The following is a 24,475-nucleotide window of genomic DNA, read 5'->3' on the forward strand; positions in this document are numbered from 1 at the left end:
AATATAAAAACGATGAACCCATTATTATTAACCGACGGATACAAGGTAGACCACCGCAGACAATACCCTGAAAATACAACTTTGGTGTACTCGAACTGGACACCCAGAAAAAGCAGGCTCGAAAATGTAAATCATGTGGTGCTTTTTGGCTTACAGTACTTTATTAAAAAATACATTATTGAAGATTTTAACCAAAACTTTTTTAAACAGCCAAAAGAAGAAATCCTTAAAAAATATGCGCGCAGAATCAACAATTACTTAGGTGAAAATTTAGTGGGTACACAACATATCGCCGATCTGCACGATCTGGGTTATATTCCAATGGTTTTCAAATCGCTGCCAGAAGGTGCAGAAGTGCCTTTGCGTGTACCGATGTTTACCATGTACAATACCAAACCAGAGTTTTTCTGGCTGACCAATTATTTCGAAACTTTATTATCAGCCGTGGTTTGGTTGCCATGCAATTCAGCCACTGTAGCCAAACAGTACCGTACCATTTTGGATAAATATGCAGCAGAAACTTCATCTGTTCCAGAATTTGTTGATTGGCAGGGACATGACTTTTCTATGCGGGGCATGGGTGGCATCGAAGCTGCAGTAACTTCGGCAGCCGGGCATTTGTTGAGTTTTACAGGCACGGATACCATTCCGGCCATCGATTTTTTGGAAGAATATTATAAGGCAGATTCAGATCAAGAGTTGATCGGTGGTTCGGTAGCTGCTACAGAACATTCGGTAATGTGTATGGGAACGAATACCGGAGAGCTCGAAACCTTCAAAAGATTGATTTTGGAAGTTTACCCCAAAGGAATTGTATCTATCGTATCGGATACCTGGGATTTATGGAAAGTGTTAACTGAATACCTTCCTGTGTTGAAAGAAGATATTATCGCCAGGCCAGGCAAAGTAGTAATCAGGCCAGATTCAGGAGATCCGGTTGATATTATCTGCGGAAACCCGAATGGCAAAAACGAAAAGGAGAAAAAAGGTGTAATCGAATTACTTTGGGATGTTTTCGGTGGAAAAACCAACGATAAGGGGTTTAAAGAGCTCGTTCCACAAATTGGCGCTATTTATGGTGATAGCATCACGACAGAAAGAGCTACACAGATCTGCGAGCGCTTAAAAGCTAAAGGTTTTGCCTCTACCAATGTGGTTTTTGGCATCGGTTCATTCACTTATCAATATAATACCCGCGATACCTTTGGTTTTGCCATGAAAGCCACTTATGGGGAAGTAGATGGTGTTGGTCGCGAAATATTTAAAGATCCGATTACCGATGATGGAACCAAAAAATCGGCAAAAGGTTTATTGCAGATTTTCAAGAATGCAACAGGCGAATATGAATTGAAAGATCAATGCAGCTGGGAAGAAGAAGCACAGGGCGAATTGAAAGAAGTTTTCAGAGATGGAAAGTTATTGATCGATTATTCTCTCGCCGAAGTTAGAGAAAGGCTAAAGAATAGTTAACTTCGCCAGGTTTTTGAGGCTGTATCATTCATATAGATTGTCATCCTGTGCCCATTGGAGGGTTGCTTAAATGCTTTTTAAAGTATTTTGGCTATTCATCGAGAGGCTTAGTGACAGATTTAGATTTTGACTTATGATACAGTCTCATTTATTAAAATGATACCCAAATAATGCAGAGCAACCCCACATTTAACCATCAGGCTGATATCGTAAATAGTGCCATCAGATTTTTGAACGCATGGTTTAAACAATCTAAGGCGATTACCGATGAACTGAATGATTTTTTTATTCTGCCAGGTAATAAGATTATTGATAAAAATTTGATCATCAGCAGGTTGAAAGGTATTTTCGGTCAGTCGGATGAATATGTTGGCGGCAGATACGATATTATTGATGTTAATTTCGAATTATTGACTGAGGGTAAGGGCATGGGTTTTGTTGAAGGCGTGGCTGGTTATAGAGCTGTTATTCAAAAACAATCAAAAATAGTAAGTGGGCCTTTTAAACTGTATTTTGCACTGTACAATAGTAGTTGGAAAATTGTAAATATCGAATTCCCTGGATTTAAATATTAATTGAACTGTTTTTAGTTTATTTAATATTATCCGTAGCTTGTCTCAGGTTAACCAGTTTAATTATGAGAAATTTTCACGCCATCTTTTTATTGTTCGCCTTGTTTTTAGGCTCATGTTCTCAAAATCCTGGATCAAAAAAAGACCAAACGGATACCATTCAGGTTTCATCAGTAAAAGAAGATGAATTAAAAGCTGGAGAACCCGAATTCCCGCTCAACTCCATAACCATTGATTTTATGAGTTATTGGACTTATCACGATCAATATGTAAAGCTTTATAGAGATTTTACCGCGACAGACGAAAAGGATAAATCAATCAAAAAAGAAGATTTTTTATTGGCGCTCACTACAGGAAAATATCTTCCTCTTTTAATTCATACTAAAGATTCGACAACCAATTACAAACTGATAAAAATACCGGCCAAGTTATTGAAAGATATAGGCGGAGTGGTTGCCGATTATGCCAAAACCCAACTGGGTTATTTTAGAATGGAAGGTAAGCCTGTTCCTAAGTTTGTTTTTAAAGATGTAAATGGGATCAAATATTCATCAGATGAAGCAAGAGGAAAAATAATTTTATTTAAATGCTGGTTTATTAAGTGTGTAGCCTGCGTAAAAGAAATGCCGGAATTAAATGAACTGGTACAAAAGTATAAAAATAGAAAAGACATACTCTTTGTGAGTTTAGCTATTGATGATAAAAAAGCACTTCAGGATTTCTTGAGTAAAACAAAATTCGATTATGCCGTTATCCCTAATCAGGAGAAGTATATGGCTGAAAGATTAAAAGTAAGACAATATCCAGCCCATTTTTTGATTGATAAAAATGGAATTTTAGTTAAAACTGTTCAGAATGCTACAGAGACGGCAGAAATTTTAGAAAAATTGGTAAGTCAATGAGTTTATTACATTTCAAGTTCGCCACTTTCCATAATTTTTCTATCTTTGGTTTTTAATGAATTTCCTTTATCCGGGCTTTCTTTTCGCACTAATATCGGTTGCCATCCCGGTCATCATTCATTTATTCAATTTCAGGAAATTTAAAAAGATTTATTTCTCTAATGTTCAGCTTTTAAAAGAGGTAGAACAGCAAAATTCTTCCAAAGAAAAACTTAAAAACCTGCTTATTCTGTTATCACGGATTTTAGCAATTATCTTTTTAGTGCTGGCATTTGCACAGCCTTATATTCCGGAGCATAATCAGAAAACTACGGCGGTAAACAACATAGTGAGTATTTATATCGATAATTCTTACAGTATGGAAGCTATTAATAAAGATGGCAACCTGCTTGATGAAGCAAAGAGAAGGGCAAAGGAACTGGTGAAGGGTTTTGGTATAAACGATCGTTTTCAACTCCTGACCAATAATTTCGAAGGGAAATACCAACGTTTATTAAATGAAGAAGAGTTTTTGAAAGCATTGGATGATGTAAAAATCACTGCAGCCAACCGAAATCTCCAGCAGATCCTAAACCGGCAAGGAAATATGTTAACCGGGGCAGAAAATAAATATAGCTTTCTCATCTCCGATTTTCAAAAAAATATTTCCTCCACAAAAAAACTCGAAACTAAGAGTGAAATTCAGTATTCATTTTTGAAGTTGAATGCCAATACCTTGCCGAATGTTGCGGTAGATAGCGTTTGGGTACTTTCGCCAAACCATCAGCCCGGAACTAATGAACGATTGGTGGTACAGTTAAAAAATTACTCTGAAGAAGAAGCAAAAAATATTCCGTTAAAATTAAGTATCAATAACCAGCAAAAAGGATTGGGTGCAGTAAACATCCCGGCTGGTAAAACAGTTAAGGATACCCTGAATTTCTCCGGGCTTAGCGCAGGTTGGCAAAAAGGTATCGTGAGCATTAAAGATTTTCCGGTAACCTTTGATGATACATTGTCGTTCAGTTTTAAAGTAGACGAAAGTTTTCCTGTGCTGAGCATTAACGGGCCTAATGCAGGAAATTATATTAAAGCACTGTTTGCAGCCGACGGCTACTATAAGCTCACCGAAAATGCGGAAAGCAATGTAAACTACAGCAATTTTGCCAATTATGGTCTCATTGTGTTAAATGGTTTAAAAAATCCATCAACAGGTTTGGCACAACAACTTAAAACCTATCTGAATGCAGGAGGAACTGCGGTACTTTTCCCAGATTTAGATGCCGATATTCAAAATTACAATTCGTTTTTAAGCGGGTTATCACTTCCTGCAATTCAAACGCTAAATACTACAGCAACCAAGGTTGATCAGATTGATCTGCAAAATCCGATTTTCAAGACGGTTTTTGAAGAAATTCCTAAAAATTTAGATCTTCCCGCTGTTTCCCGTTATTATTCTTTTGTAGAGAAAAATACTTCCAACAAAGAAGATATTATGTTATTGCCTGGCAGAAAGCCATTTTTCTCTAAATATGGAATAGGTAACGGACAGGTTTATTTATCGGCCTCAGGATTAAATACAAATGATGGAAATTTGGCACGTCATCCGGTTTTTGTTCCACTGATCTATCGTTTGGCTTTGAGCGGAGGAAATGAAAGCCCTTTGTATTACAATCTTGGAAACGACAATGCATTGGCCAGTAAAAAGATTACATTGGGTAAAAACCAAAGTTTAAAAATTACAGCAGATCATTTCGAAGCGATTCCCGAAATCCGACAGGCAGATGGGAAAACATTGATTTACATCGCCGATCAGATTAAAAATGCAGGTTTTTATAACCTAAAACTAATCGATTCGCTACTTGCAGTTTATAGTTTCAATAACGGCAGAACAGAATCTGATATGCATTATTTAAGCAAGAATGAGCTTGATCAACTGGCTGGCAAAAGTAATTTGAAAATATTCGATACCGATAAAGATGCTGTTAAGTTAATTGCTGGCGCCAGTAAAATCGGACAAACTTTATGGAAACTTTGTCTAATTTTGTCGCTGATTTTTATTGCAGCAGAAATTTTGCTCATCCGATTTTTTAACAATACAAAAAAAACAATATGAATCTCCTGGTTAAAAATGTAACCGTTGCCGATCCGCAAAGTAAATTTAACAATCAACAATGCGATATTCGGGTAGAAAATGGTAAAATTAAAAACATAGGTAAATTAACTGCCGATAAAAACGAAACTGTTTTTGAGGCTCAGGGGGCGTTTTTGACGCCAGGCTTTTTCGATTTAAACTGTGTGGCTGGCGATCCGGGTTTCGAAACCAAGGAGGATATCCAAACATTAACCGCAACCGCAAAAGCTGGCGGTTTTACAGGATTGGCATTATTGCCGCAAACGAGTCCGGTTGTGCAATCAAAATCTCAGGTAGAATACATCATCAATAGAGCAAAAAATAATTTGGTTGATGTTTTGCCGGTAGGGGCGATAAGCCAGAACCGCGAAGCAAAAGAACTTGCCGAACTGTTCGATATGCAACAGGCAGGTGCTGTGGCTTTCTCGGATGGCGATAGGGCTTTGCAGGATGATGGTTTTATGAGCCGTGCCTTACAGTATGCAAAGGGTTTTGATGCACTGTTAATGGTTTATCCCGAAAATAAATCAATAGCTGGCAAATCGCAAATCAATGAAAGTAAAAACTCGGTGCTTTTAGGCATGAAGGGATTACCAGCACTGGCTGAAGAAATGCATATCGCCCGCGATATTTTCCTGGCAGCTTACAACGAAACTAAAGTCCATATTAGCAATATTTCTACTGCGGGTGCTGTAGCTTTAATCCGTAAGGCGAAAAAAGATGGTGTTCAGGTTTCTTGTGATGTAACCGCGCATCACCTGGTGTTTACAGAAGAGCTTTTAAACGATTTCGATAGCAATTATAAGGTAAAACCACCTTTACGTGGCAAAACAGATATTAAAGCCTTAATTGCTGGTTTAAAAGACGGAACAATTGATGCCATTACTTCACAACATCGCCCAGAAGAGATCGAATTTAAAAATGTTGAGTTCGAAATTGCGCATTATGGTATTATTGCCTTGCAAACGGTGCTGCCATTGTTATTAAAAGCTGGTTTAGATATTACTTTAATTGCGGAGAAATTGGCTATTAATCCACGTAAATTATTAAATTTAGCTGTTCCTGTAATCGAAGAGGGCGCTGATGCCAACTTTACTGTTTTTAACGCAACAGAAAAATGGCTGTACAACGCTGCCAGCAACCACTCAAAATCGGCAAACAGTCCGTTACTGGATACCGAACTTATAGGGAAAGTGAAGTTGGTTTATAATAATAATCAGTTTCAAATTAGCTAGAAGACTAAAGCTGAAAGATCAAAATAGTCATGATCTAATAATCCTTAAATCCTAAAAAATCTTAATCATGGATAACAGAGTAAAAAAAGCGCTTAGCGCCACCATTAATCAATATGCTGAGGTTTCAGCAACCAACGTAGAAGGTTTTGAGACCGAATTATTGGATGCTTTTGAGCTAGATGTTAATTTTTTAGATAAAGCAGCAGCTTTCGATGCAGTTTTTGATGCTCATCCTAAATTTGAAGAATTACGCGAAGTATTTTTCGACTTGTTGATGGTGAATTTCTTTAGCAGCGACGTACAGAAGCTTGAAGATGATTATTTAGAAGGTGAGGAATGGGCCAATATCGAAGAAGAAACCATCGACAGGGGAACTGAACTTCTAAATCTCCTATTGTATATTAAAGAGTGCAAGGATGAAGATTTAGATCCTGAATTGGGCGATTTCCTAAAAGAATTTTTACTGGTAGAAGACGATGAGTTTCAGGATGAATTTGAGATTTATGAAGAACTGATCAGCAACCAGCAACTCGCAGAAAGCAGTGTAGAAGAAATTTGCAAAACAGCTCCGACTTTAAATATCAGTGAAGAGATGCAAGAATTATTCGTTCCATTTATGGCTTTTTTCCTCGATGTGGAAGGAAGTGCAGAAACTACGAAAGAAATAATTCAGTATAGCAGTAACAAATCGTTCGATTCTGCTACTTATATATTAATTACAACAATTAATAACTAAACTAAATTGATCATGGAACAACAGATACTTCAGGAAGAAAAGAAACCCAATGCGCTGGCATTCAAAGTAGCCTTGGGCTTTTCGCTTTATACATTAGCAATGATTTATGTTTTTAAACTGATTGGGATTGATACCACGAGTGCAGATATTCCGATAGTGACCAAAGTAATCGTATTTGTTTTATCGTATGGAATTTTCATTTTGGCCATATATTTTACCCAGGCAACACATAAAAAAGAACTCGGTGATTATATCACTTTCGGGAGAGCATTTTCAACTGGTTTTAAGGTTGCCGCCTACTCAGGGTTATTTATCGGTATTCTATATGCTATATATTTTAAGATATTAGATCCTTCAGCAATAGATAAAATAGCAAATGCCGCTATTGAAAAAGCAGGAGATAATGAACAGCAAATAAAGGGTATAGACATGATGAAACCATATATGTGGATTTTTGCGACTTTTACGGCAGCAATAAGTTATACCATATTTGGTTTAATTGTGAGTTTAATCACTGGTGCAGTAATAAAAAAAGAAAGAGTTTAATTTCTTTATAAAATTTTGAACGTGCAGGTTTTATCATTTAATTTGATGAAATTTGCACGTTTTAATTTAAACAAACCTCGCAGGTTTTAAAAACCTACGAGGTTTATGCTTAAAAAATGGATATATCAGTTGTAGTACCCTTATTTAATGAAGATGAATCTCTGCCGGAATTAACGGCATGGATTGATAAAGTGATGATCGACAATAATTTCAGCTACGAAATTGTTTTGGTTGATGATGGTAGTACTGATAGATCATGGGCGGTAATAGAAGAACTAAGACTTCAAAATCCAGCCATAAAAGGCATTAAGTTTAGACGTAATTATGGTAAATCAGCCGCTCTAAATGTTGGTTTCGAAGCTACACAGGGCGATGTGGTGATTACCATGGATGCCGATTTACAGGATAGCCCGGACGAAATTCCAGAACTGTACCGCCGAATCAGAGAAGAAAAACTTGATATCATCTCAGGCTGGAAAAAGAAACGTTACGATCCGATTACCAAAACAATACCCACAAAATTGTTCAATGCAGCTACCCGTAAAATGAGTGGCATAGAGCTGAACGATTTTAATTGCGGATTAAAAGCGTATCGTAGTGATGTAATTAAAACCATCGAAGTTTATGGCGAAATGCACCGTTATATCCCGGTAATCGCCAAATGGGCCGGATTTAGTAAGATAGCCGAACAGGTGGTAGAACACCGCGCGCGTAAATACGGAACAACAAAATTTGGTTTCAGCAGGTTTATAAACGGCTTTTTAGATTTACTCTCTATTTTCTTTGTGGGTAAATTCGGTAAACGCCCGATGCACTTTTTTGGCTCGTTGGGTGTGTTGAGTTTCTTTATCGGTATCATCATGGCATTGTACATTTTGTTCGAAAAGAAATACCTGATATGGCAGGGTTTGGCTTATCGCGATGTAACTGACCAACCCTTGTTTTATTTGTCGCTTGTTGCCATTGTAGTAGGTTCACAGATGTTTCTTGCTGGCTTTATTGCTGAACTGTTATCCCGTAATGCACCAGAAAGAAATCAGTATTTGATAGAAAAGGAATTAAGGTAGAAGTTATGAAGGCGGAAGGTTTATCCGCCTAAACCTTCAGCCTTTAAACCCTCAACCCTCAACCTCAAAACATGTTTTTCTCCATCATCATTCCGCTTTATAATCGTCCACAAGAAATTGACGAACTGTTAAACACCCTAACCAAACAGACGTATTTACAGTTTGAGGTTCTGGTGATAGAAGATGGTTCGAAGAACGATGCCAAGGCAATTGTGGCTTCTTATGCAGATAAACTGGATATTAAATATTATTTCAAGGAAAATGCGGGACAAGGTTTTGCGCGTAACTTTGGCTTCGAGAAAGCCACTGGCGATTATTTTGTTATTTTTGATTCGGATTGTTTAATCCCTGCAGATTACCTCGAAACGGTTAAAAACTATTTGTATGAGCATCATTTAGATGCTTATGGCGGTCCGGATGCCGCACACGATAGCTTCACGCCGGTACAAAAAGCCATCAGCTATGCCATGACATCGCCATTCACCACTGGAGGGATCCGTGGAAACAAACAACATGTTGGGAAGTTTCACCCTCGCAGTTTTAATATGGGCGTTTCCCGTCAGGCCTGGGAGCAGGTTGGTGGTTTTATCTTGACTAGATTGGGAGAGGATATCGAATATAGTATCCGTATTCATGAAAACGGTTTTAAGATTGGATTGATTCCGGATGCAAAGGTTTACCACAAGCGCAGAACAAGCTTTAGCCAGTTTTACAAACAATTGCATTTCTTTGGAAGGGCAAGAATCAATATTTATAAACATTTCCCAAAAGAATTAAAGCCTGTTCACTTTTTTCCTGCCTTATTCACTTTGGGCTTTGGTTTCACCATTTTGTGTAACTTTATCTATCCACCATTGGCATATGTTTGTAACTTCTTCTTATTGATTTACTTTATGTTGATATTTTTTCATTCATGGTCTGTAAATAAATCGTTAAAAGTTGCATTTTTGAGCATTATATCTTCGTTTATCCAATTAACCGCTTATGGTTTGGGATTTATACAGGATTTATTTAAACGAGTGGTATTCAAACAACAATGATAAATTACCTAAAAGAAAGTACGTTCGCCGTTAATGATGTAATCCAAAAGGCATGGAGCATTACCAAGAAACATTATTTCTCGATTGCTACGTTATGCTTTTTGATGTTCATTACGGCAAGTGCGTCGAGTTTAATGGCCTTTTTTATTAAAGATGTAAGCAAAGCATTAAGTGTAATAATGGTGATTATTTTCGTATTGCTTTATTTTACCATCAACCTATCACTGTTTAAATATATTTTCCATTTAATGGACGATGAAGAAAATGATGTGAAAATTGTTGATACACTTCCAACCAAATTACAGATTATTAGGTTCTTAGTGGCTACGCTTTATTTTGTAGGTTGTATTCTTGGTGTTTACCTGGTGGTGATCCTTGTGGCCTTTCCATTTATTTATACCGGAATTAATGTGGCTATTGTTAAAAATGTGGCGATATCTGTTGGCATCATCGCCATTTTTATCACCTGGTTACGCATTTCGTTCTTTCCATTTTTTATCATCGACAAAGGCGCAACTCCTTTTGATTCCATTAAACTGAGTTTAGCCACAACCAAAGGAAATTTTACCAAAATTTTATTGTTATTGGTGGTTTTAGGCGGAGGATATTTAATCTATCTTTTGCTAAACTATTTACAATGGCCATTAGTAGCATTCATTGTGAACATTTTGAGTTCATTTATCATCGTTCCGCTATCTAGCGTAGCCTTAACTGTAGCCTACCGCAAAATTTCTGGCGAATATAAAGGCGACGAGCATCCGGATATTTTACATAATATCGTTTAAAACTAAGAATATGCTGATTGATAAAATCCTTAGTAATCTTAATAATTTTGCCGACTTAGGTGGACAAAGAGCATTTGAACTTGGTAATCCATATTATTATCAAGCAGCAAATGATAATGAGTATTGGAGAAAAGAAATGCCTACAGGGGAAATTTTTTTAGTGCTCTTCGAAGTTAAATACGATCAAGACGGGCATCCAATTAAAATTGTAGATACTTTTCAGGAAAGGATTTCTTAATATGGCTCAGCCTGAATTTTTTGTAGTTACTGGCCCAAATGCAGCTGGAAAATCTAGTTTTATAAGATCAAGGTTGAATGATTTTTCTGGTTTTGAGGTAATTATGACTGATGTTTATAAAGACAGAACTAAAAATATATTTGATCAGGCGATTGCTGAGCGTAAAAATATCGTTTTCGAAACCGTCTTTAATAATTCCTCATTCAAAGCTTTTATAGAAGTAGCAAAAAAAGCCGGTTACAAAACAAATTTAATTGTATTGTTTTTAGAAAGTCCAAAACAATCTTTAAATAGAGTTGTCACTAGGTATTTAGAACAAAATGGGTTGGAAATATCAAATGGCAATGTTGAAATTAATTTTCATTTAAAAATGATAGGTTGAGTGAAGAGGCATATCAGATTATTATTAAAAATATCAACTTTAAAACTAAATAACAAGAAATGGGATTAAAAGCAGCATTAAGTAAACCCTTTGCGGCATTTGCAGTTCGGCAAATCAACAAATGGAAAAATAATGCCGTAAATGCTCAACATAATATACTAAAGAAGCTGCTTGATGAGGCAAAAGATACCGCGTTCGGGAAAGACCATCATTTTGAGGAGATTAAAACCTACGCTGATTTTAAAAAACAAGTTCCTGTTCAGGATTATGAGGGATTAAAGCCTTATGTAGATCGTGTTGTGGCAGGTGAAGCTAATGTCCTTTGGAAAGGCAAGCCCCTTTATTTTGCTAAAACATCGGGTACCACTTCGGGCGTAAAATATATTCCGCTTTCGAAAGAGTCGATGCCAGAGCACATTAAAGCTGCCCGTAATGCCATTTTAACTTATATTCATGAGACCGGAAAGGCCGATTTTGTAAATGGAAAGATGATCTTTCTTCAGGGGAGCCCGGTTTTAAGTGTAAAACATGGGATCAATATTGGGCGCTTATCTGGAATTGTGGCCCACCATGTGCCAGCCTATCTGCAAAAGAACCGTTTACCTTCTTACGAAACCAATATTATTGAAGATTGGGAGCAAAAAGTTGATGCTATAGTTGATGAAACCATCAATGAAAACATGACCTTAATTTCGGGCATTCCTCCCTGGGTACAAATGTATTTCGATAAACTTTCGGAGAAATCCGGAGGCAGGAAAATTGCTGAAATATTCAGGCATTTTAGTCTTTTTATTTATGGTGGTGTAAATTTTGAGCCTTATCGTGCAAAGATTGAGCAAAGTATCGGTAGAAAGATTGATGCGATAGAAACCTACCCGGCTTCTGAAGGATTTATTGCTTATCAGGATTCGCAAAAAGATAAAGGACTATTGTTGTTGGCTGATGCAGGTATTTTTTACGAATTTGTTCCTGCGGATGAATATTATAACGATAATCCGACCAGACTATCACTTGGTGAAATAGAAATAGATACCAATTATGCCTTGATTTTAAATACCAATGCAGGTTTGTGGGGCTATAGCATTGGCGATACGATAAAGTTTGTTTCTAAAAATCCATATAAAATCGTGGTCACAGGTAGGATTAAACATTTTATTTCTGCTTTTGGCGAACATGTAATTGGGGAAGAAGTAGAACAGGCCATTTTAAGTGTGGCTAATGACGAGCTGGTAGAAATTACAGAGTTTACGGTTGCGCCGCAGGTTAATCCTGAAGCCGGTCAATTACCTTATCACGAATGGTTTGTAGAATTTTCGTCTGCACCAAAAGATATGGTGGCTTTTAGTAAAAAGGTTGATGCTGCTTTGCAAAAGAAAAATATTTATTACTTTGACCTGATTGAAGGCAACATCCTTCAACCGTTGATTATACGTACTTTGCAAAAAGATGCCTTTGTAAATTACATGAAAAGTGAAGGAAAGTTAGGCGGACAGAATAAAGTACCACGTTTGAGTAATGATCGGAAACTGGCGGATAGATTAGAGAAATACATTGTTTAACCACTTGTCGTCATTTCGAGCGAACCCGATTGCTATCGGGTGTAACGCAGTCGAGATAACGATCGCTCAACAGATGCTGATCAGAATGGCAGAAACGGGCGAACAACAGAAATGATAAATAAATGCTTAATTAAATTTAAGCATCATGATATTAAAAAGATTTGAAAAGAATAACCATATTAGGTTCTACAGGCAGTGTAGGTACGCAAGCGCTTGAAGTTGTTCGGGATCATCCCGCAGTTTTTAAAGTTGCTGTTTTATCTGCATTAAAGAACTCGAAATTACTCATTCAACAGGCAAGGGAATTTAAACCGGATGTTGTGGTAATTTGTGATGAAAGTAAGTACAACGAGGTAAAAAATGCATTATCGGCACTAAATATTAAAGTTTTGGCCGGTGAAACCGCTTTGGAAGAAGTTGCAGCGTATGAAGAAAGCGATGTCGTATTAACCGCCTTAATGGGCTCGGTGGGATTAAAACCCACCATTGCCGCTATAAAAGCCCGTAAAAACATTGCTTTAGCCAACAAGGAAACGTTAGTGGTTGCGGGAGAACTGATCACAAAGTTGGCCGCAGAACATCAGGTGAAAATTTTACCTGTTGATTCTGAGCATTCGGCCATATTCCAATGTTTGGTAGGCGAGGAACAAAATGAAATCGAAAAGATTTATTTAACGGCATCTGGCGGACCATTTTTAGGAAAAACAAGAGATTTTTTAGCTACAGTAAAAAAGGATCAGGCCTTAAAACACCCTAATTGGGTAATGGGGGCAAAAATCACGATAGATTCTGCATCCTTAATGAATAAAGGCCTGGAAGTAATTGAGGCAAAGTGGCTGTTTAATCTCGATGTTGCTCAGATCGACGTCATTGTGCATCCTCAGTCGATTGTGCACTCTCTTGTGCAGTTTACCGATGGCTCTATGAAAGCGCAAATGGGTGTTCCGGATATGAAACTGCCCATTCAATACGCTTTAAATTATCCCGATAGGCTAAAAAACAATTTTAAGCGTTTTAACTTCTTAGATTACCCAAACTTTAGCTTTCTAAAAGCAGACTTGGAAACATTTAGAAATTTAAGTCTGGCCTATACTTCCTTAAGAAAAGGGGGGAATATGCCCTGTATTTTAAATGCCGCAAATGAAATTGTTGTAGAAGCATTTTTAAAGGATAAAATAGGTTTCCTACAGATGAGCGAAGTTATTGAGCAATGTATGGAAGAAATCAGCTTTGTGGAAAAACCACAATTGAGCGATTATTTAGAAACTGACAAACATAGCCGTATCTTAGCCGGCGAATTAGTAACAAAAAGTATAGTTTAACATCTAACATAAAATTTTATAAGAAAATATGAATGGATTGATTATGGCGGGGCAGCTGCTGCTCGGATTGTCTTTATTGGTAATATTACACGAATTAGGGCATTTCTTGGCAGCCAGGGCATTTGGTATTAAAGTAGAAAAGTTTTATTTATTTTTTGATGCCTGGGGCTTCAAGCTTTTTAGTTTTAAAAAAGGTGATGTTGAATATGGGATAGGGTGGTTGCCACTAGGCGGTTATGTGAAAATTGCCGGAATGATTGATGAGAGTATGGATACGGAGCAAATGGCTCAACCAGCTCAACCATGGGAATTCCGTTCAAAACCAGCCTGGCAACGGTTAATTGTAATGCTTGGCGGTATTATCGTGAACGTAATTGTGGGTATTTTTATCTTTTGGATGTTGACATTCAACATAGGTCAGAATTATACCGTTAACAGTAAACTGAACGATGGTATTTCTGTAGGTACAATTGGTAAAGAAATCGGCTTAAAAAACGGAGATAAAATTTTGGCCATTAACGGCAATAAACTGATCCGCTTTGAAGATGCCATATCGAGCAAAGTATTGTTTGATGGTGCTCAACTGACTATTTTAAGAGAAAATAAAACACTTTACATCTCAGTTCCTGATACCATTTTAAACAAGATATCGAAAAACGATAAAGAGAATTTTATCTCTCCACGTTTCAGGATGCAAAGCGTAGATAAGGTAAGTGCACCTGATGAAAAGGCTGATAAACCTTCATTTTTTGATAAACTCTTTGGCAGAAAATTCGAGAAACCGGCATATCCAGCTTATTCTGCGGGCATTAAACCGGGCGATAGCATTTTGGCTGTTAACGGAAAGGCAATTACATTCTTTGATCAGTTTAAAGAAGAGGTGTCTACAAATAAATTAAAGGCTATTAACATCAAAGCCTTGCGTAAGGGCAAAGAAATTAACTTCGATCTTAAAGTGAGCAAAGAAGGAACGATTGGCATTATCCCTAATTTAAGTTCACCTGAAACTGCACACGTTGATTTCGGTTTTATCGAATCATTTCCTGTTGGTGCAACGATGGCATGGAGCACTTTTGTAGACAATGCAAAAGGTATTGGTAAAATGATCACCGGTAAGCTAAGTGCACGTAATATCAGCAGTCCGATCGGAATTGCCAAGGTTTATGGCAGTACTTTCGACTGGGTTAAATTCTGGACATTAACAGGATTGATTTCGATGGCGTTGGCATTCATGAATTTATTGCCTATTCCGGGCTTAGATGGAGGCCATGTAGTGTTTCTTTTAATCGAAATGGTACAACGTAAGCCTGTGAGCGAGAAAGTGCTGGAGAAAGCACAAATCGTTGGTTTTGTGATCCTGATCGGTTTAATGGTGTTTGCTTTTGGTAATGATATTTTAAAATCCTTCGGTAAGTAAAACCAAATTGATATAATTGCCGCAGATGCGCAGATTTGATGATTCAAACTGTACATCTGCGGCTTTTTAATTTAATAGACATCATGAGCACAGCAAAAACAGATATCAATTATTTCGAATTTTACGAACTCCCTATACAATTCAATCCCGATCAAAATTTGGTGAAAACGAAGTTTTATGCTTTGAGCAAACAGTTTCACCCCGATTTTTACGCCAATGAAAGTGAAGAGAAGCAGCAGGAAGTGCTCGATCTGTCAACTTTAAACAACAAGGCCTATCAAACACTAAGTAATGCTAAAAAGCGCTTAAAATACGTGCTTGAACTAAAAGGTATTGTTGCAACAGATGAGGCTTACCAACTTCCCCAATCTTTTTTGATGGAAATGATGGATGTAAACGAGGTTTTAATGGATCTGGAATTTGAGCCAGATGCTGAAAAGCTTGAGCAGGTAAAGAAAGATGTGGAAACTATAGAAACAGATTTGGCGAGTGAGTTAAATGAGCTGATTAATCAGTTCGACAACAATCCAACAGCATCTGATGCATTATTACCTTCAATAAAGGATAATTTTTACCGGCAAAAGTATATTGATAGGATTAGGGAGCGCTTAGTTAAATAGATGGATGATGGAATTAGTCCGAAGTCGGGCGTTGGAAAGTCCGAAGATAATGAGGTCAAAGAAATAGTCTCCAAGTATTGTATTCTCTGTGCGTATTGTGGTTAAATGATAGGAGCGCTTTCAGCCTTAAACACCCAATTGTAAAATCATTTTTTAGTTTTTGATGCGCAGAAGCATTGTCTTACTTTCGGAACAAACAATCAGATCAATGAGTAGCTCCCTTTCTATTTTCCGTAAAGTAGCCGTAGCAGAAGGAATATCCTATTTGCTTTTATTATTTGTAGCCATGCCGTTAAGGCATTTTGCACATTTAGACCTAGCCGTCAAATATACAGGATGGGTGCATGGTATTCTTTTTATCGCTTATGTTGCCTTGTTGGTAATGACCTGGCAAGAACAGAAATGGAAGTTTGGTAAGGCTGTTCTGATCTTTTTAGCCTCACTTTTGCCGTTTATGCCCTTTGTAGTAGACCGTAAATTAAAGGATGAAAGACCAAAATAATTGTGCTTCAGGGAGTTAAAATTAAATGAAAATAATTTTGTGAATTAGGGTTTCGTTATCTACATTTGCAACCCCGTCCAATAAGAATGCCCGGATGGCGGAATTGGTAGACGCGCTGGTCTCAAACACCTGTGGGAAACCGTGCCGGTTCGACTCCGGCTCCGGGTACTAACCGGGCTCAAGCCCAAAACCTTAAAGGGTTGCTCATTAAAAAGCAACCCTTTTTGCTTGACTTTCAGTAGGTTATCGTTGAACGTTGGGTCAATAAAAGCGGTTCTAAACATATCGTCACCCCATGCCAGATTATCTTTGAACACCCCCCTCATCAGGGTATGCTTCTGTGTAATGTTGCCTTTTTGATAAATTTCATAGAGGTTGGTAAGGTTAGGCAAAATGCGGTCAATAAGATCATCCTCGTTTCGGATTTTAGATGGTTGATTTCCACTTAATGAATATTCAAGCATTGCTTTCTCTTCTTTGTATTTTTGAAACCAGGTTTGATACGTTGAACTCTCTATTTCATTATTCATCAGCCGCTCTTCAAGTTTAAAAATCTTTTCATTTAACTCGTGGAGTTTTCTTATTTTATTTTGGTGTTGTTCCTTTTTTAACTTTTGTGGTTCTATCAATAAAGCTTTTGCAGTCTCTCTTATGAACTGTACTTGATGACTGGAGAAGCTTAGACCCTTAAGCACGGCCTCAATTGCGTCGTGTAGTCTGTTGCCGGCAAGATTGTAATTGGTGTGCTCTGTGCAGCGGTAATATAGGTAATAGTTGTTCCTGCCCTTTGTATAGCCAGCGGTCATGCCCTTGCCACACCAGCATTTCAGAATACCTCTTAATGGAAAATCCTCGGCTGGTTGTACACGTGTTTTTCTCTTGCTTTTATTCAACATATTCTGCACTAGCCAATATTCTGCATCTGAGATTATCGGTAAGTGAATTGACTTAACAAATTTCTCTGGGAGCTCCTGGAAAGGTGGCACCCTGATCAGTCCAGCGTAGTTACAATTCATAAGGATCTCCTGAATAGCAGACTTGCTTGTTCTTGTAAAACCTAATGCTTTGACATTTTTATAAATGATATATTGTGGAATACCAAGGATAAATTCCTTGAATATCCGCTCGACTATTAAAGCTTCGCCTTGATGAATCTCAATCAGGTTTTTTCTGGTTCCATCGATAATATTCCTATAGCCATAAGGTGCTCTTCCGAGGTATCGACCACTCTCCTTTGCATTTCTCACCCCTTGTTTTGTGCGTTTTCGAATGTTAAATAGTTCTTTGTTAGCCATCATGTATTCGAAAGCGCGTTTAATGAATACATCGGGATCGGAGGTATCCAGATCGATTCTTTCGTTAGTTGAGAGCACCTTTACCCCATATTTGCTTTCCAGCTCACCGATCTTCATCAATGCCTCTGGCAGGTTCCTGCTGAACCTATCATGGTCAAGAACGATGATGTAATTACATTTGCCCTTATAATTCTTTAAGTATAGTTCCAAGGCACGATAATCCGGCCGGTCAAATGTGTAACTCGATTCGCCATTATCCTTAAACAATCCAATAATGTTTAAGTTATTTCGTCTACAATATTCCTTTATTGATGATTCTTGATATTCTAATGATTTTGATTGATCCTTACTGCTCAACCTCATATAACCAATTGCGTTCATAATTCCTCCCTTAAAGCTATTTCGACAATGACATTTGCAATTAAAGTTAGCAGTATCTTTTCTTCTTCGCTAATTTTGTTTTGCAGTTTTTTATTATTTCTATAGGAGCTACTGCCAAATGTTTCTGGTAATTCATCAATTATAAGAATAGGCTTTATTCTGGTCTTACTTTTCTTTTCCATCATAATAATTGCTCTATTTTGAGCAAAAATATTTTATACTTTATTGAATCAATAGTACTCCCGATAGTAATCCCGAAGCAATGAGCTTCTACAGATGTATTCGACTTCATATTATCACGAATTTTTTAAATTGGGAGGGCGAGGAATGATTTATTGGCTTTTCAAGTAAAAACCGCTGCTTCAACCGAAACTATGCGTATGACATATTTTAATATTAATTATCAATGACGACTAACTATGGGCTGCGATTCCGATATTCTCCACAGATATCCCTAACTCACTGGAAGGTAGTAAATTAACTGCTTTCCAGTTTGATAACTCTGACACAAGTCTGCCATTAGAAGTCCCGGGAACCAAAAATTCATCCCGTTCGGCACGGCGAAAAAGCAAAAATTCTTCTGAAGAAATTCCAGAAAACGTAGGGTATCCCGAGCGTAAGTCACAAGAAAAAATTCCCCGTGAGGCTATTTTTAGCGTCATGGACATTCCGGAATTGCCATTTACCGTTCCAAGGGTCGTAAAGGGAAGGACCGTAACCAGGGTTCCTGCTGGGAGTACAATGGAAAAAGAAGTCGCCAAACAGAGCTGGTACGTGGAATTCTTTTTTCATAATGCAGCAGAAGAACGTATGGAGCGGATCAGGGTAACCAGAAAGCTCAACAGGATAAAAGACCCAAGACAAAAGCTTCGGAACTTCAATAATCTATGTGAGGCTTACAGGATTGCCCTTGAGGGCGGTTGGAACCCACTGGATGAACACGCCAATGCACGCCTGAAAAAGGAAATTATTGGTATTGATCTGAACGAAGCATTAGTTCTGTTTGAATCTTACCATAAAGCCAAAGGAACCAGGCCCAAGTCGATCAGCACCTACCGTTCAACCTTAAATTCTTTTATCAAGTACCAGGGTGGCAACAAGAAGGTCAGTACGATCAGTGATTTTGAGATAACCGATTTTCTCAATTTCAAGGAAAGGGAGGAAAAGTGGGCGGGGGTAACTTATAATAACTGCAGGATCGGCCTCAATAATTTCTTTCGGTACTTAAAGGTCAATAAATATATTCCAGAGAATCCTGTAACTGATTGTGAGACGCGAAAAAAAATGCCGACACAGTCCCATCAGGTTTTTACGGAACGTGATTTTAAGGTTATCATGGACTGGCTTGATAAGCATGATAAATATTGTCAGCTATTTGTGCGGATGATTTATTACACCTGCATCCGTCCGAAGGAGCTTAGATTTCTTCAGTTGAAGTATATAGATCTGGAGGAAAATACCATTACAGTGCCCGGTACCGTGTCGAAGAATAAAAAATCAATCCCTGTAAATATTGATGTGAGCTTAAGAGTTGAACTGGATAAACTACAGATAGAAAAATTCGATAAAGAATATTTTCTGCTTGGTTCTGCCCAAACATTTATCTCACGGAGTATGTGCTCAGAAAATTACGCCTATAATAGATTCAAGAAATGTTTGGAGGCAACAGGTTTGTTGGATAAAAACTATACGCTCTATTCGTTTAAACACCTGTCAAACGTGAGAAAATTCAGGGCAGGATGGACCCTTGCAGAAATCTGTTCGGCCAATAGGCATGGAAGTCTTTCGGAAACGGAAACCTATCTGAAAGAACTGCTGAAATTCGTTAGGTCGGACAAAGCTATTCCAGCCATTTAAATTTTCTTAGGGTTTCTTGCAGGACTTGTCAAGATTTCTGCAAGAAACTTTTGTTTTTGATTTTTACACTTTTTTAATTGTTCTTCTGAAAAGTGCAAACGATGGATGTCATTAACCTTTCTAGCTAGATCTGAGATAATATCGAACAGTTCTTGATTGCGAACTTCGAGATTTGGAGACTTATCTTTCTGTGTCATAATATTTCTCTTCATTTGATAATGTAAAATTATGAACCATACATAAAAATAATCTCCCTTACCCTAGGGATACCTAAAGTTTTTGAAAAAGACAAATTCAATCCCTACAGGGAATGTTGAATTTTTAGAACACCTTTCTGGTTTTTTGGAGGTATTAGATGGGATTTTGGAGAAAAATAAGTTGCAGGAAAAGGTTGAAAATCTTAAGAAAAAGTAGAATTTTTGTGTTCAAAAAATCTCTCACCCTCATAGCTCGGGAGGTTTTTAGAACACTCATTTCTGTATAGTAGGAAGAATGCTGTTAAAAAGACAATTTACGAACTTTTTTATTAAGGACTTGCCAATAATTGCTGATTTGAAAATTTTTAGAAATGCGTCGAGAAAATAATCCAAAATAATAAGAATTTGATTTACTAAGAAGATTCTATCTAATCGGTTCGAGCCCCATCAGCCACCCGAAATTTTAAAAGCAGTTCTGAATAGAGCTGCTTTTTTTGTTTTTAGAGGTTTCGAGCCTTATATTATGGACCCTTTTTTCTTTCACGTAATGTAACAAAGAAAAATCTATTTTGGAGGAGGTAAAAGTTTTATTGATTTAGGTCGTTTGAAAGATTTTTGCAGATTGGTCTTCTGTAAAATCTTTAAAATGCTAATGCCATGCAGTTTGCAATAGTTGGTTAGCAGCTCCTGCTGAGCTCTCAATGAATAACCCCTCAATGCGTGCTCATCTGTGCTTACACGAAGGTACAAAATTGCTGTCTTCATAATTTAATTTTCTTGCAATGATTGTGCAGCAATAGGTATTTGCCAAATCTTAGCAAGATTATGATACAGTGTCTTGGGAAATACTCTAGTAGAGATAAAATTATATAACTGGCATTCTACGGGAATCCGTAATTTGATACTCAAAAAAGGTTTTACATTTACTTAATAAGTCTGTAAGTGTCATAATACCTTTATATTAGTAAGTTATCTAATTAAGCTCCATGATTAATACAAAACTTCCAAAAGTCCTCAATGTACTGTATAATACTGGAGGCAACAAGATTATCCAATATTGCGCTGAAAACTCTATTCTTGAAAACTGCATTTTACATAGTAGAGATCCGTTTATAATCAAGAGTGAGGATAGGCATCTCGTAATTACAACTAATAAAGATTTTGTTTCCGAAGAATATTCCTATGTGCTATTATCTTCGAGAGTTCCTACAAAAAGGGACTTTGAAGCTGAGAATCTGAATTTGATAGAATGGCTTAAACACCCATCGATTGTACATTCGACGCCACAAGATGTTACTACTTCATGGTCGGAGAGTTTCAATTTTATTAAGGAAGATACCGAAAACAACATTGATGGGCTGCGCAACCCACAGCTTGGGGCTATACATTCTATTCTCGCGCACAAGTATAGTGGAGATGATATTGGTATAGTAGTTATGCCTACTGGAACTGGAAAAACGGAAACCATGATCTGTTCTATGGTCGCAACCCCAACAATTAAATTATTAGTTACTGTTCCCTCTGATTCATTGCGTACACAGCTTTTTGAAAAATTTCTAACTTATGGTTTATTAAAACGCTTTGGTGTAGTAGGGAATGAAGCCATCAACCCACATGTGGGAATTTTAACTTCGGGAGTGAGCACTCTTGAAGAACTGGAAGAATTTATATCTCGATCCAATGTAGTCATTACTACGATGGCTATAGTATCTGGTGCCACCCAAGAACAAAAAGCTTTAATGTCAGAAAAATTTTCGAATCTTTATGTTGATGAGGCACATCATTCTGAAGCGACTACATGGCAGGATTTCATTTTGCGTTTTGATAAGCGCAAAGTATTTCTCTTTACCGCTACGCCTTATAGGAACGATGGAAAAAGGCTTAAGGGAAAATTTATTTTTAACTTTCCGCTTCGAAAGGCCCAGGAACAGCGTTATTACAAAGAGATTAAATTTCTGCCAATTAGAGAATATGACCGCTTTAAAGCAGATAAAATGATTGCTGATAAAGCAGTATCCACGCTTAGAGCAGACATTGAAAATGGATACCCACACATCATCTTAGCCAGATGTATGACTAAGGATAGAGCGGAAGAGGTCTTCCAGTACTATTCACCGCATGCTGATCTTAATCCAGTCGTAGTATATAATAATAAACCTGGGCTAAAAAACACTATAAAGGCTATTAAAGCCAAAGAACATTCTATAATTATTTGCGTTGATATGTTAGGGGAGGGATTCGACCTTCCGGAACTTAAGATTGGTGCTATCCACGATGAACGTCAGAGTATACCAATTACTTTGCAATTCATTGGACGCTTTACAAGAACAAGTTATAATAGTTTAGGAAATGCAAGTTTCATTACTAATATGGCTTATCCTCCTATTAAAGATGAACTTGATCAGCTCTATGCAAAAGATGCTGATTGGAATCTCTTATTACCTATGCTGAGTGAAGGGGCTGAACAACAACAAATAGACTTTAAGAACTTTTTGGATGGATTTAATCATTTAGAAGATTCAATAATACCGTTCCAGAACATTAGCCCAGCACTAAGTACTATTATTTATAAAAATGATGGTGATACTTGGCATCCGAACAATTGGAGAGATGGCATTAATAGTCTTAATACCTATGATCACCAGTATTCGGATTATAATGCAGAACAGAATACTTTGGTTATTATTTTGGGTAAAGTAGCTAGAGTTGAATGGGGGGATTTCGATACTGTTCAGGACCTTACCTGGGATATGATTGTGGTTTTTTGGGATTTACGTCCAGAAATCAACCGGATTTTTGTCAACACATCCATTAAAAATTTTTCTTCTGAAACATTGGTGGATGAGATTTTTGAAGGTGATCGAGTAAAAATTACCGGAATGAACGTCTTTCGTATTTTTCACGAAGTATACAGACTATCCCTGTTTAATGTAGGTGCTAGAAAAGGTGTACCCGGTGACATTAGCTTCCAATCCTTTTATGGAAAAGGTGTGCAAGATGGTTTGCATATGCTTGCACAAGGTACTCTAATCAAAAATAACATCTTCGGGGTAGGTTACAAAGATGGAATCAAAGTCTCATTAGGATGTTCAGTTAAAGGAAAGGTATGGTCGTACCTAAGAGGTAATCTCCAAGAACTTACCGCTTGGTGTAGAACTGTGGGAGATATTATAAATAACGCTGATATTAATCCCAATACAGTATTGGAGCATACTCTACAAGTTGAAACTATCACCTCCAAACCAACTATCACACCTATTGCAGTGGATTGGAATCCAGAGATGTACAAGTTTTCGGAGAGCAGATATCAAATATATTTAAATGGGATTAGATCATATCTTTGGGCGTTAGATATAGATATAGTTGATCATCAGGGCGACCATCTCCGCTTTTCTATCTCCAGTGAGTTACATACCGTTGAATTTGAGTTGGTGCTCGGAGTATTGCAACTAAACGGAGAGCCTGTACCGAGTTTTGACATACTACAAATAGGTAACATCCCTGCAGAGATCATTAGCGGTTCGAAAACTGAGCAATTGGTTGACTATCTTAAGGATATGACACCACTTTTCTGGTTTGCAGATGGCAGTCAACTTATGCAAAACCAATATGTGAAACTGAGGAAGCATGCAGATCATATTCCATTGGATCAAATCATCAGTCAACAATGGCCTGGTGTAAATCTCACACATGAATCGCAGGGAATTCACCCATATTTGCAGGATTCGATTCAGTATAAGTTTATTGAACAGATCAGAAACCAGTATGAAATAATCTATGATGACGATGGTAGTGGCGAGATTGCTGATATTATCGGTATCAATGATTCTGCAAGTCATATCGACATTCATCTATATCATCTGAAATTCGCCAGAAACGGTCAGGTCGGGAACAACATTGAGAATTTTTATCAAGTCTGTGGGCAGGCGCAAAAATCTCTGAACTGGAAGTATCGTCCAGGTAGGGAGTTTTTTGAGCACTTGTTCAAGCGGAAGATGAAGACTCGGAACGGACAGCAGTGTCCGAGGTTGGTAAAAGGTACAGAGGATGAAATGGAATATTTGCTTAATGCAGCCAAATGGACTAAGGAACTTCGCTTTCATATAAACATTGTACAACCAGGCTTGGCTAAAGCGGGGGCATCTGCGGATATACTTCAAATATTGGGAACAACGGCACATTATTTACACACTGTTGGCAATGTTCATTTACAGGTTTATACAAGTTGATCATCTTAAC

Annotated in this window: 23 protein-coding genes, 1 tRNA gene and 1 pseudogene; 21 read left to right on the forward strand and 4 right to left on the reverse strand. The window is 37.4% G+C overall.

Going from position 1 to position 24,475, the window contains the following annotated elements:
- The first annotated feature begins 12 nt into the window (after positions 1–12).
- From R2S57_RS07660 to R2S57_RS07745, 18 genes are all read left to right on the forward strand, one after another.
- The gene (locus R2S57_RS07660; protein ID WP_316844455.1) at positions 13–1,470 is read left to right on the forward strand and encodes a nicotinate phosphoribosyltransferase; all 1,458 of its coding nucleotides are present in this window, start codon (positions 13–15) and stop codon (positions 1,468–1,470) included.
- A gap of 170 nt (positions 1,471–1,640) precedes the next feature.
- Positions 1,641–2,045 (forward strand): hypothetical protein, encoded by a 405-nt coding sequence (locus tag R2S57_RS07665; RefSeq protein ID WP_316844456.1) that lies wholly within the window; start codon positions 1,641–1,643, stop codon positions 2,043–2,045.
- A gap of 62 nt (positions 2,046–2,107) precedes the next feature.
- A complete protein-coding gene (locus tag R2S57_RS07670; protein ID WP_316844457.1) occupies positions 2,108–2,944 on the forward strand; it encodes a TlpA disulfide reductase family protein in 837 nt (278 codons plus the stop codon).
- Between the two features lie 55 nt (positions 2,945–2,999).
- Positions 3,000–5,039 carry a BatA and WFA domain-containing protein gene (locus R2S57_RS07675; RefSeq protein WP_316844458.1) on the forward strand — a complete coding sequence of 680 codons (2,040 nt, stop codon included), beginning with the start codon at positions 3,000–3,002 and terminating at the stop codon, positions 5,037–5,039.
- Positions 5,036–6,292 (forward strand): dihydroorotase, encoded by a 1,257-nt coding sequence (locus R2S57_RS07680; protein ID WP_316844459.1) that lies wholly within the window; start codon positions 5,036–5,038, stop codon positions 6,290–6,292. Before R2S57_RS07675 ends, R2S57_RS07680 begins: the two co-directional genes overlap by 4 nt.
- 67 nt (positions 6,293–6,359) lie before the next feature.
- Positions 6,360–7,028 carry a hypothetical protein gene (locus tag R2S57_RS07685; RefSeq protein WP_316844460.1) on the forward strand — a complete coding sequence of 223 codons (669 nt, stop codon included), beginning with the start codon at positions 6,360–6,362 and terminating at the stop codon, positions 7,026–7,028.
- 12 nt (positions 7,029–7,040) lie between these two features.
- On the forward strand, positions 7,041–7,574 hold the full coding sequence (locus R2S57_RS07690) for a DUF4199 domain-containing protein (RefSeq protein ID WP_316844461.1): 534 nt from the start codon (positions 7,041–7,043) through the stop codon (positions 7,572–7,574).
- Positions 7,575–7,690: 116 nt separating this feature from the next.
- Positions 7,691–8,641, forward strand: coding sequence for a glycosyltransferase family 2 protein (locus R2S57_RS07695; protein ID WP_316844462.1), 951 nt, complete (start codon positions 7,691–7,693; stop codon positions 8,639–8,641).
- A 71-nt stretch (positions 8,642–8,712) separates the two neighbouring features.
- Complete coding sequence (locus tag R2S57_RS07700; RefSeq protein WP_316844463.1) at positions 8,713–9,681, forward strand: glycosyltransferase; 969 nt, start codon at positions 8,713–8,715, stop codon at positions 9,679–9,681.
- On the forward strand, positions 9,678–10,466 hold the full coding sequence (locus R2S57_RS07705) for a hypothetical protein (protein ID WP_316844464.1): 789 nt from the start codon (positions 9,678–9,680) through the stop codon (positions 10,464–10,466). The genes R2S57_RS07700 and R2S57_RS07705 overlap by 4 nt, the downstream gene beginning before the upstream one ends.
- Before the next feature lie 10 nt (positions 10,467–10,476).
- Entirely contained in the window at positions 10,477–10,704 is a 228-nt protein-coding gene (locus tag R2S57_RS07710) for a hypothetical protein (RefSeq protein ID WP_316844465.1), read from the forward strand.
- 1 nt (position 10,705) lies between these two features.
- Positions 10,706–11,086, forward strand: a complete 381-nt coding sequence (locus R2S57_RS07715; RefSeq protein ID WP_316844466.1) for a zeta toxin family protein — start codon at positions 10,706–10,708, stop codon at positions 11,084–11,086.
- A gap of 59 nt (positions 11,087–11,145) precedes the next feature.
- Entirely contained in the window at positions 11,146–12,645 is a 1,500-nt protein-coding gene (locus R2S57_RS07720) for a GH3 auxin-responsive promoter family protein (RefSeq protein WP_316844467.1), read from the forward strand.
- Positions 12,646–12,806: 161 nt separating this feature from the next.
- On the forward strand, positions 12,807–13,967 hold the full coding sequence (locus R2S57_RS07725) for a 1-deoxy-D-xylulose-5-phosphate reductoisomerase (protein ID WP_316844468.1): 1,161 nt from the start codon (positions 12,807–12,809) through the stop codon (positions 13,965–13,967).
- 28 nt (positions 13,968–13,995) lie between these two features.
- The gene (rseP, locus tag R2S57_RS07730) at positions 13,996–15,384 is read left to right on the forward strand and encodes an RIP metalloprotease RseP (RefSeq protein ID WP_316844469.1); all 1,389 of its coding nucleotides are present in this window, start codon (positions 13,996–13,998) and stop codon (positions 15,382–15,384) included.
- Positions 15,385–15,467: 83 nt separating this feature from the next.
- Entirely contained in the window at positions 15,468–16,004 is a 537-nt protein-coding gene (hscB, locus tag R2S57_RS07735) for a Fe-S protein assembly co-chaperone HscB (RefSeq protein WP_316844470.1), read from the forward strand.
- Positions 16,005–16,212: 208 nt separating this feature from the next.
- Positions 16,213–16,506, forward strand: coding sequence for a DUF3817 domain-containing protein (locus R2S57_RS07740; protein WP_316844471.1), 294 nt, complete (start codon positions 16,213–16,215; stop codon positions 16,504–16,506).
- Between the two features lie 88 nt (positions 16,507–16,594).
- A tRNA-Leu gene (locus tag R2S57_RS07745) sits at positions 16,595–16,674 on the forward strand.
- 728 nt (positions 16,675–17,402) lie between these two features.
- Here R2S57_RS07745 and R2S57_RS30490 read toward each other — a convergent pair.
- Positions 17,403–18,182 (reverse strand): annotated as a pseudogene (locus tag R2S57_RS30490) (recombinase family protein); the annotation flags it as partial.
- Positions 18,179–18,367 carry a hypothetical protein gene (locus R2S57_RS07750; protein ID WP_316844472.1) on the reverse strand — a complete coding sequence of 63 codons (189 nt, stop codon included), beginning with the start codon at positions 18,365–18,367 and terminating at the stop codon, positions 18,179–18,181. The pseudogene R2S57_RS30490 and the gene R2S57_RS07750, both read right to left, overlap by 4 nt.
- A 475-nt stretch (positions 18,368–18,842) precedes the next feature.
- Here R2S57_RS07750 and R2S57_RS07755 point away from each other — a divergent pair, with 475 nt between their 5' ends.
- A complete protein-coding gene (locus tag R2S57_RS07755) occupies positions 18,843–20,039 on the forward strand; it encodes a site-specific integrase (RefSeq protein WP_316844473.1) in 1,197 nt (398 codons plus the stop codon).
- On the opposite strand, the gene R2S57_RS07760 is transcribed toward R2S57_RS07755, so the two are convergent.
- A complete protein-coding gene (locus R2S57_RS07760; RefSeq protein WP_316844474.1) occupies positions 20,036–20,251 on the reverse strand; it encodes a hypothetical protein in 216 nt (71 codons plus the stop codon). The genes R2S57_RS07755 and R2S57_RS07760 overlap by 4 nt on opposite strands.
- Positions 20,252–20,318: 67 nt before the next feature.
- Here R2S57_RS07760 and R2S57_RS07765 point away from each other — a divergent pair, with 67 nt between their 5' ends.
- On the forward strand, positions 20,319–20,453 hold the full coding sequence (locus R2S57_RS07765; RefSeq protein ID WP_316844475.1) for a hypothetical protein: 135 nt from the start codon (positions 20,319–20,321) through the stop codon (positions 20,451–20,453).
- Positions 20,454–20,800: 347 nt separating this feature from the next.
- On the opposite strand, the gene R2S57_RS30495 is transcribed toward R2S57_RS07765, so the two are convergent.
- Positions 20,801–21,001, reverse strand: a complete 201-nt coding sequence (locus tag R2S57_RS30495) for a recombinase family protein (RefSeq protein ID WP_410479067.1) — start codon at positions 20,999–21,001, stop codon at positions 20,801–20,803.
- A gap of 221 nt (positions 21,002–21,222) precedes the next feature.
- On the opposite strand from R2S57_RS30495, the gene R2S57_RS07770 reads away from it, so the two are divergent.
- Positions 21,223–24,465, forward strand: a complete 3,243-nt coding sequence (locus tag R2S57_RS07770; RefSeq protein WP_316844476.1) for a DEAD/DEAH box helicase — start codon at positions 21,223–21,225, stop codon at positions 24,463–24,465.
- The last annotated feature ends 10 nt before the right edge of the window (positions 24,466–24,475 follow it).

This window comes from Pedobacter psychrodurus (assembly GCF_032678585.1).
GTDB lineage: Bacteria > Bacteroidota > Bacteroidia > Sphingobacteriales > Sphingobacteriaceae > Pedobacter > Pedobacter psychrodurus_A.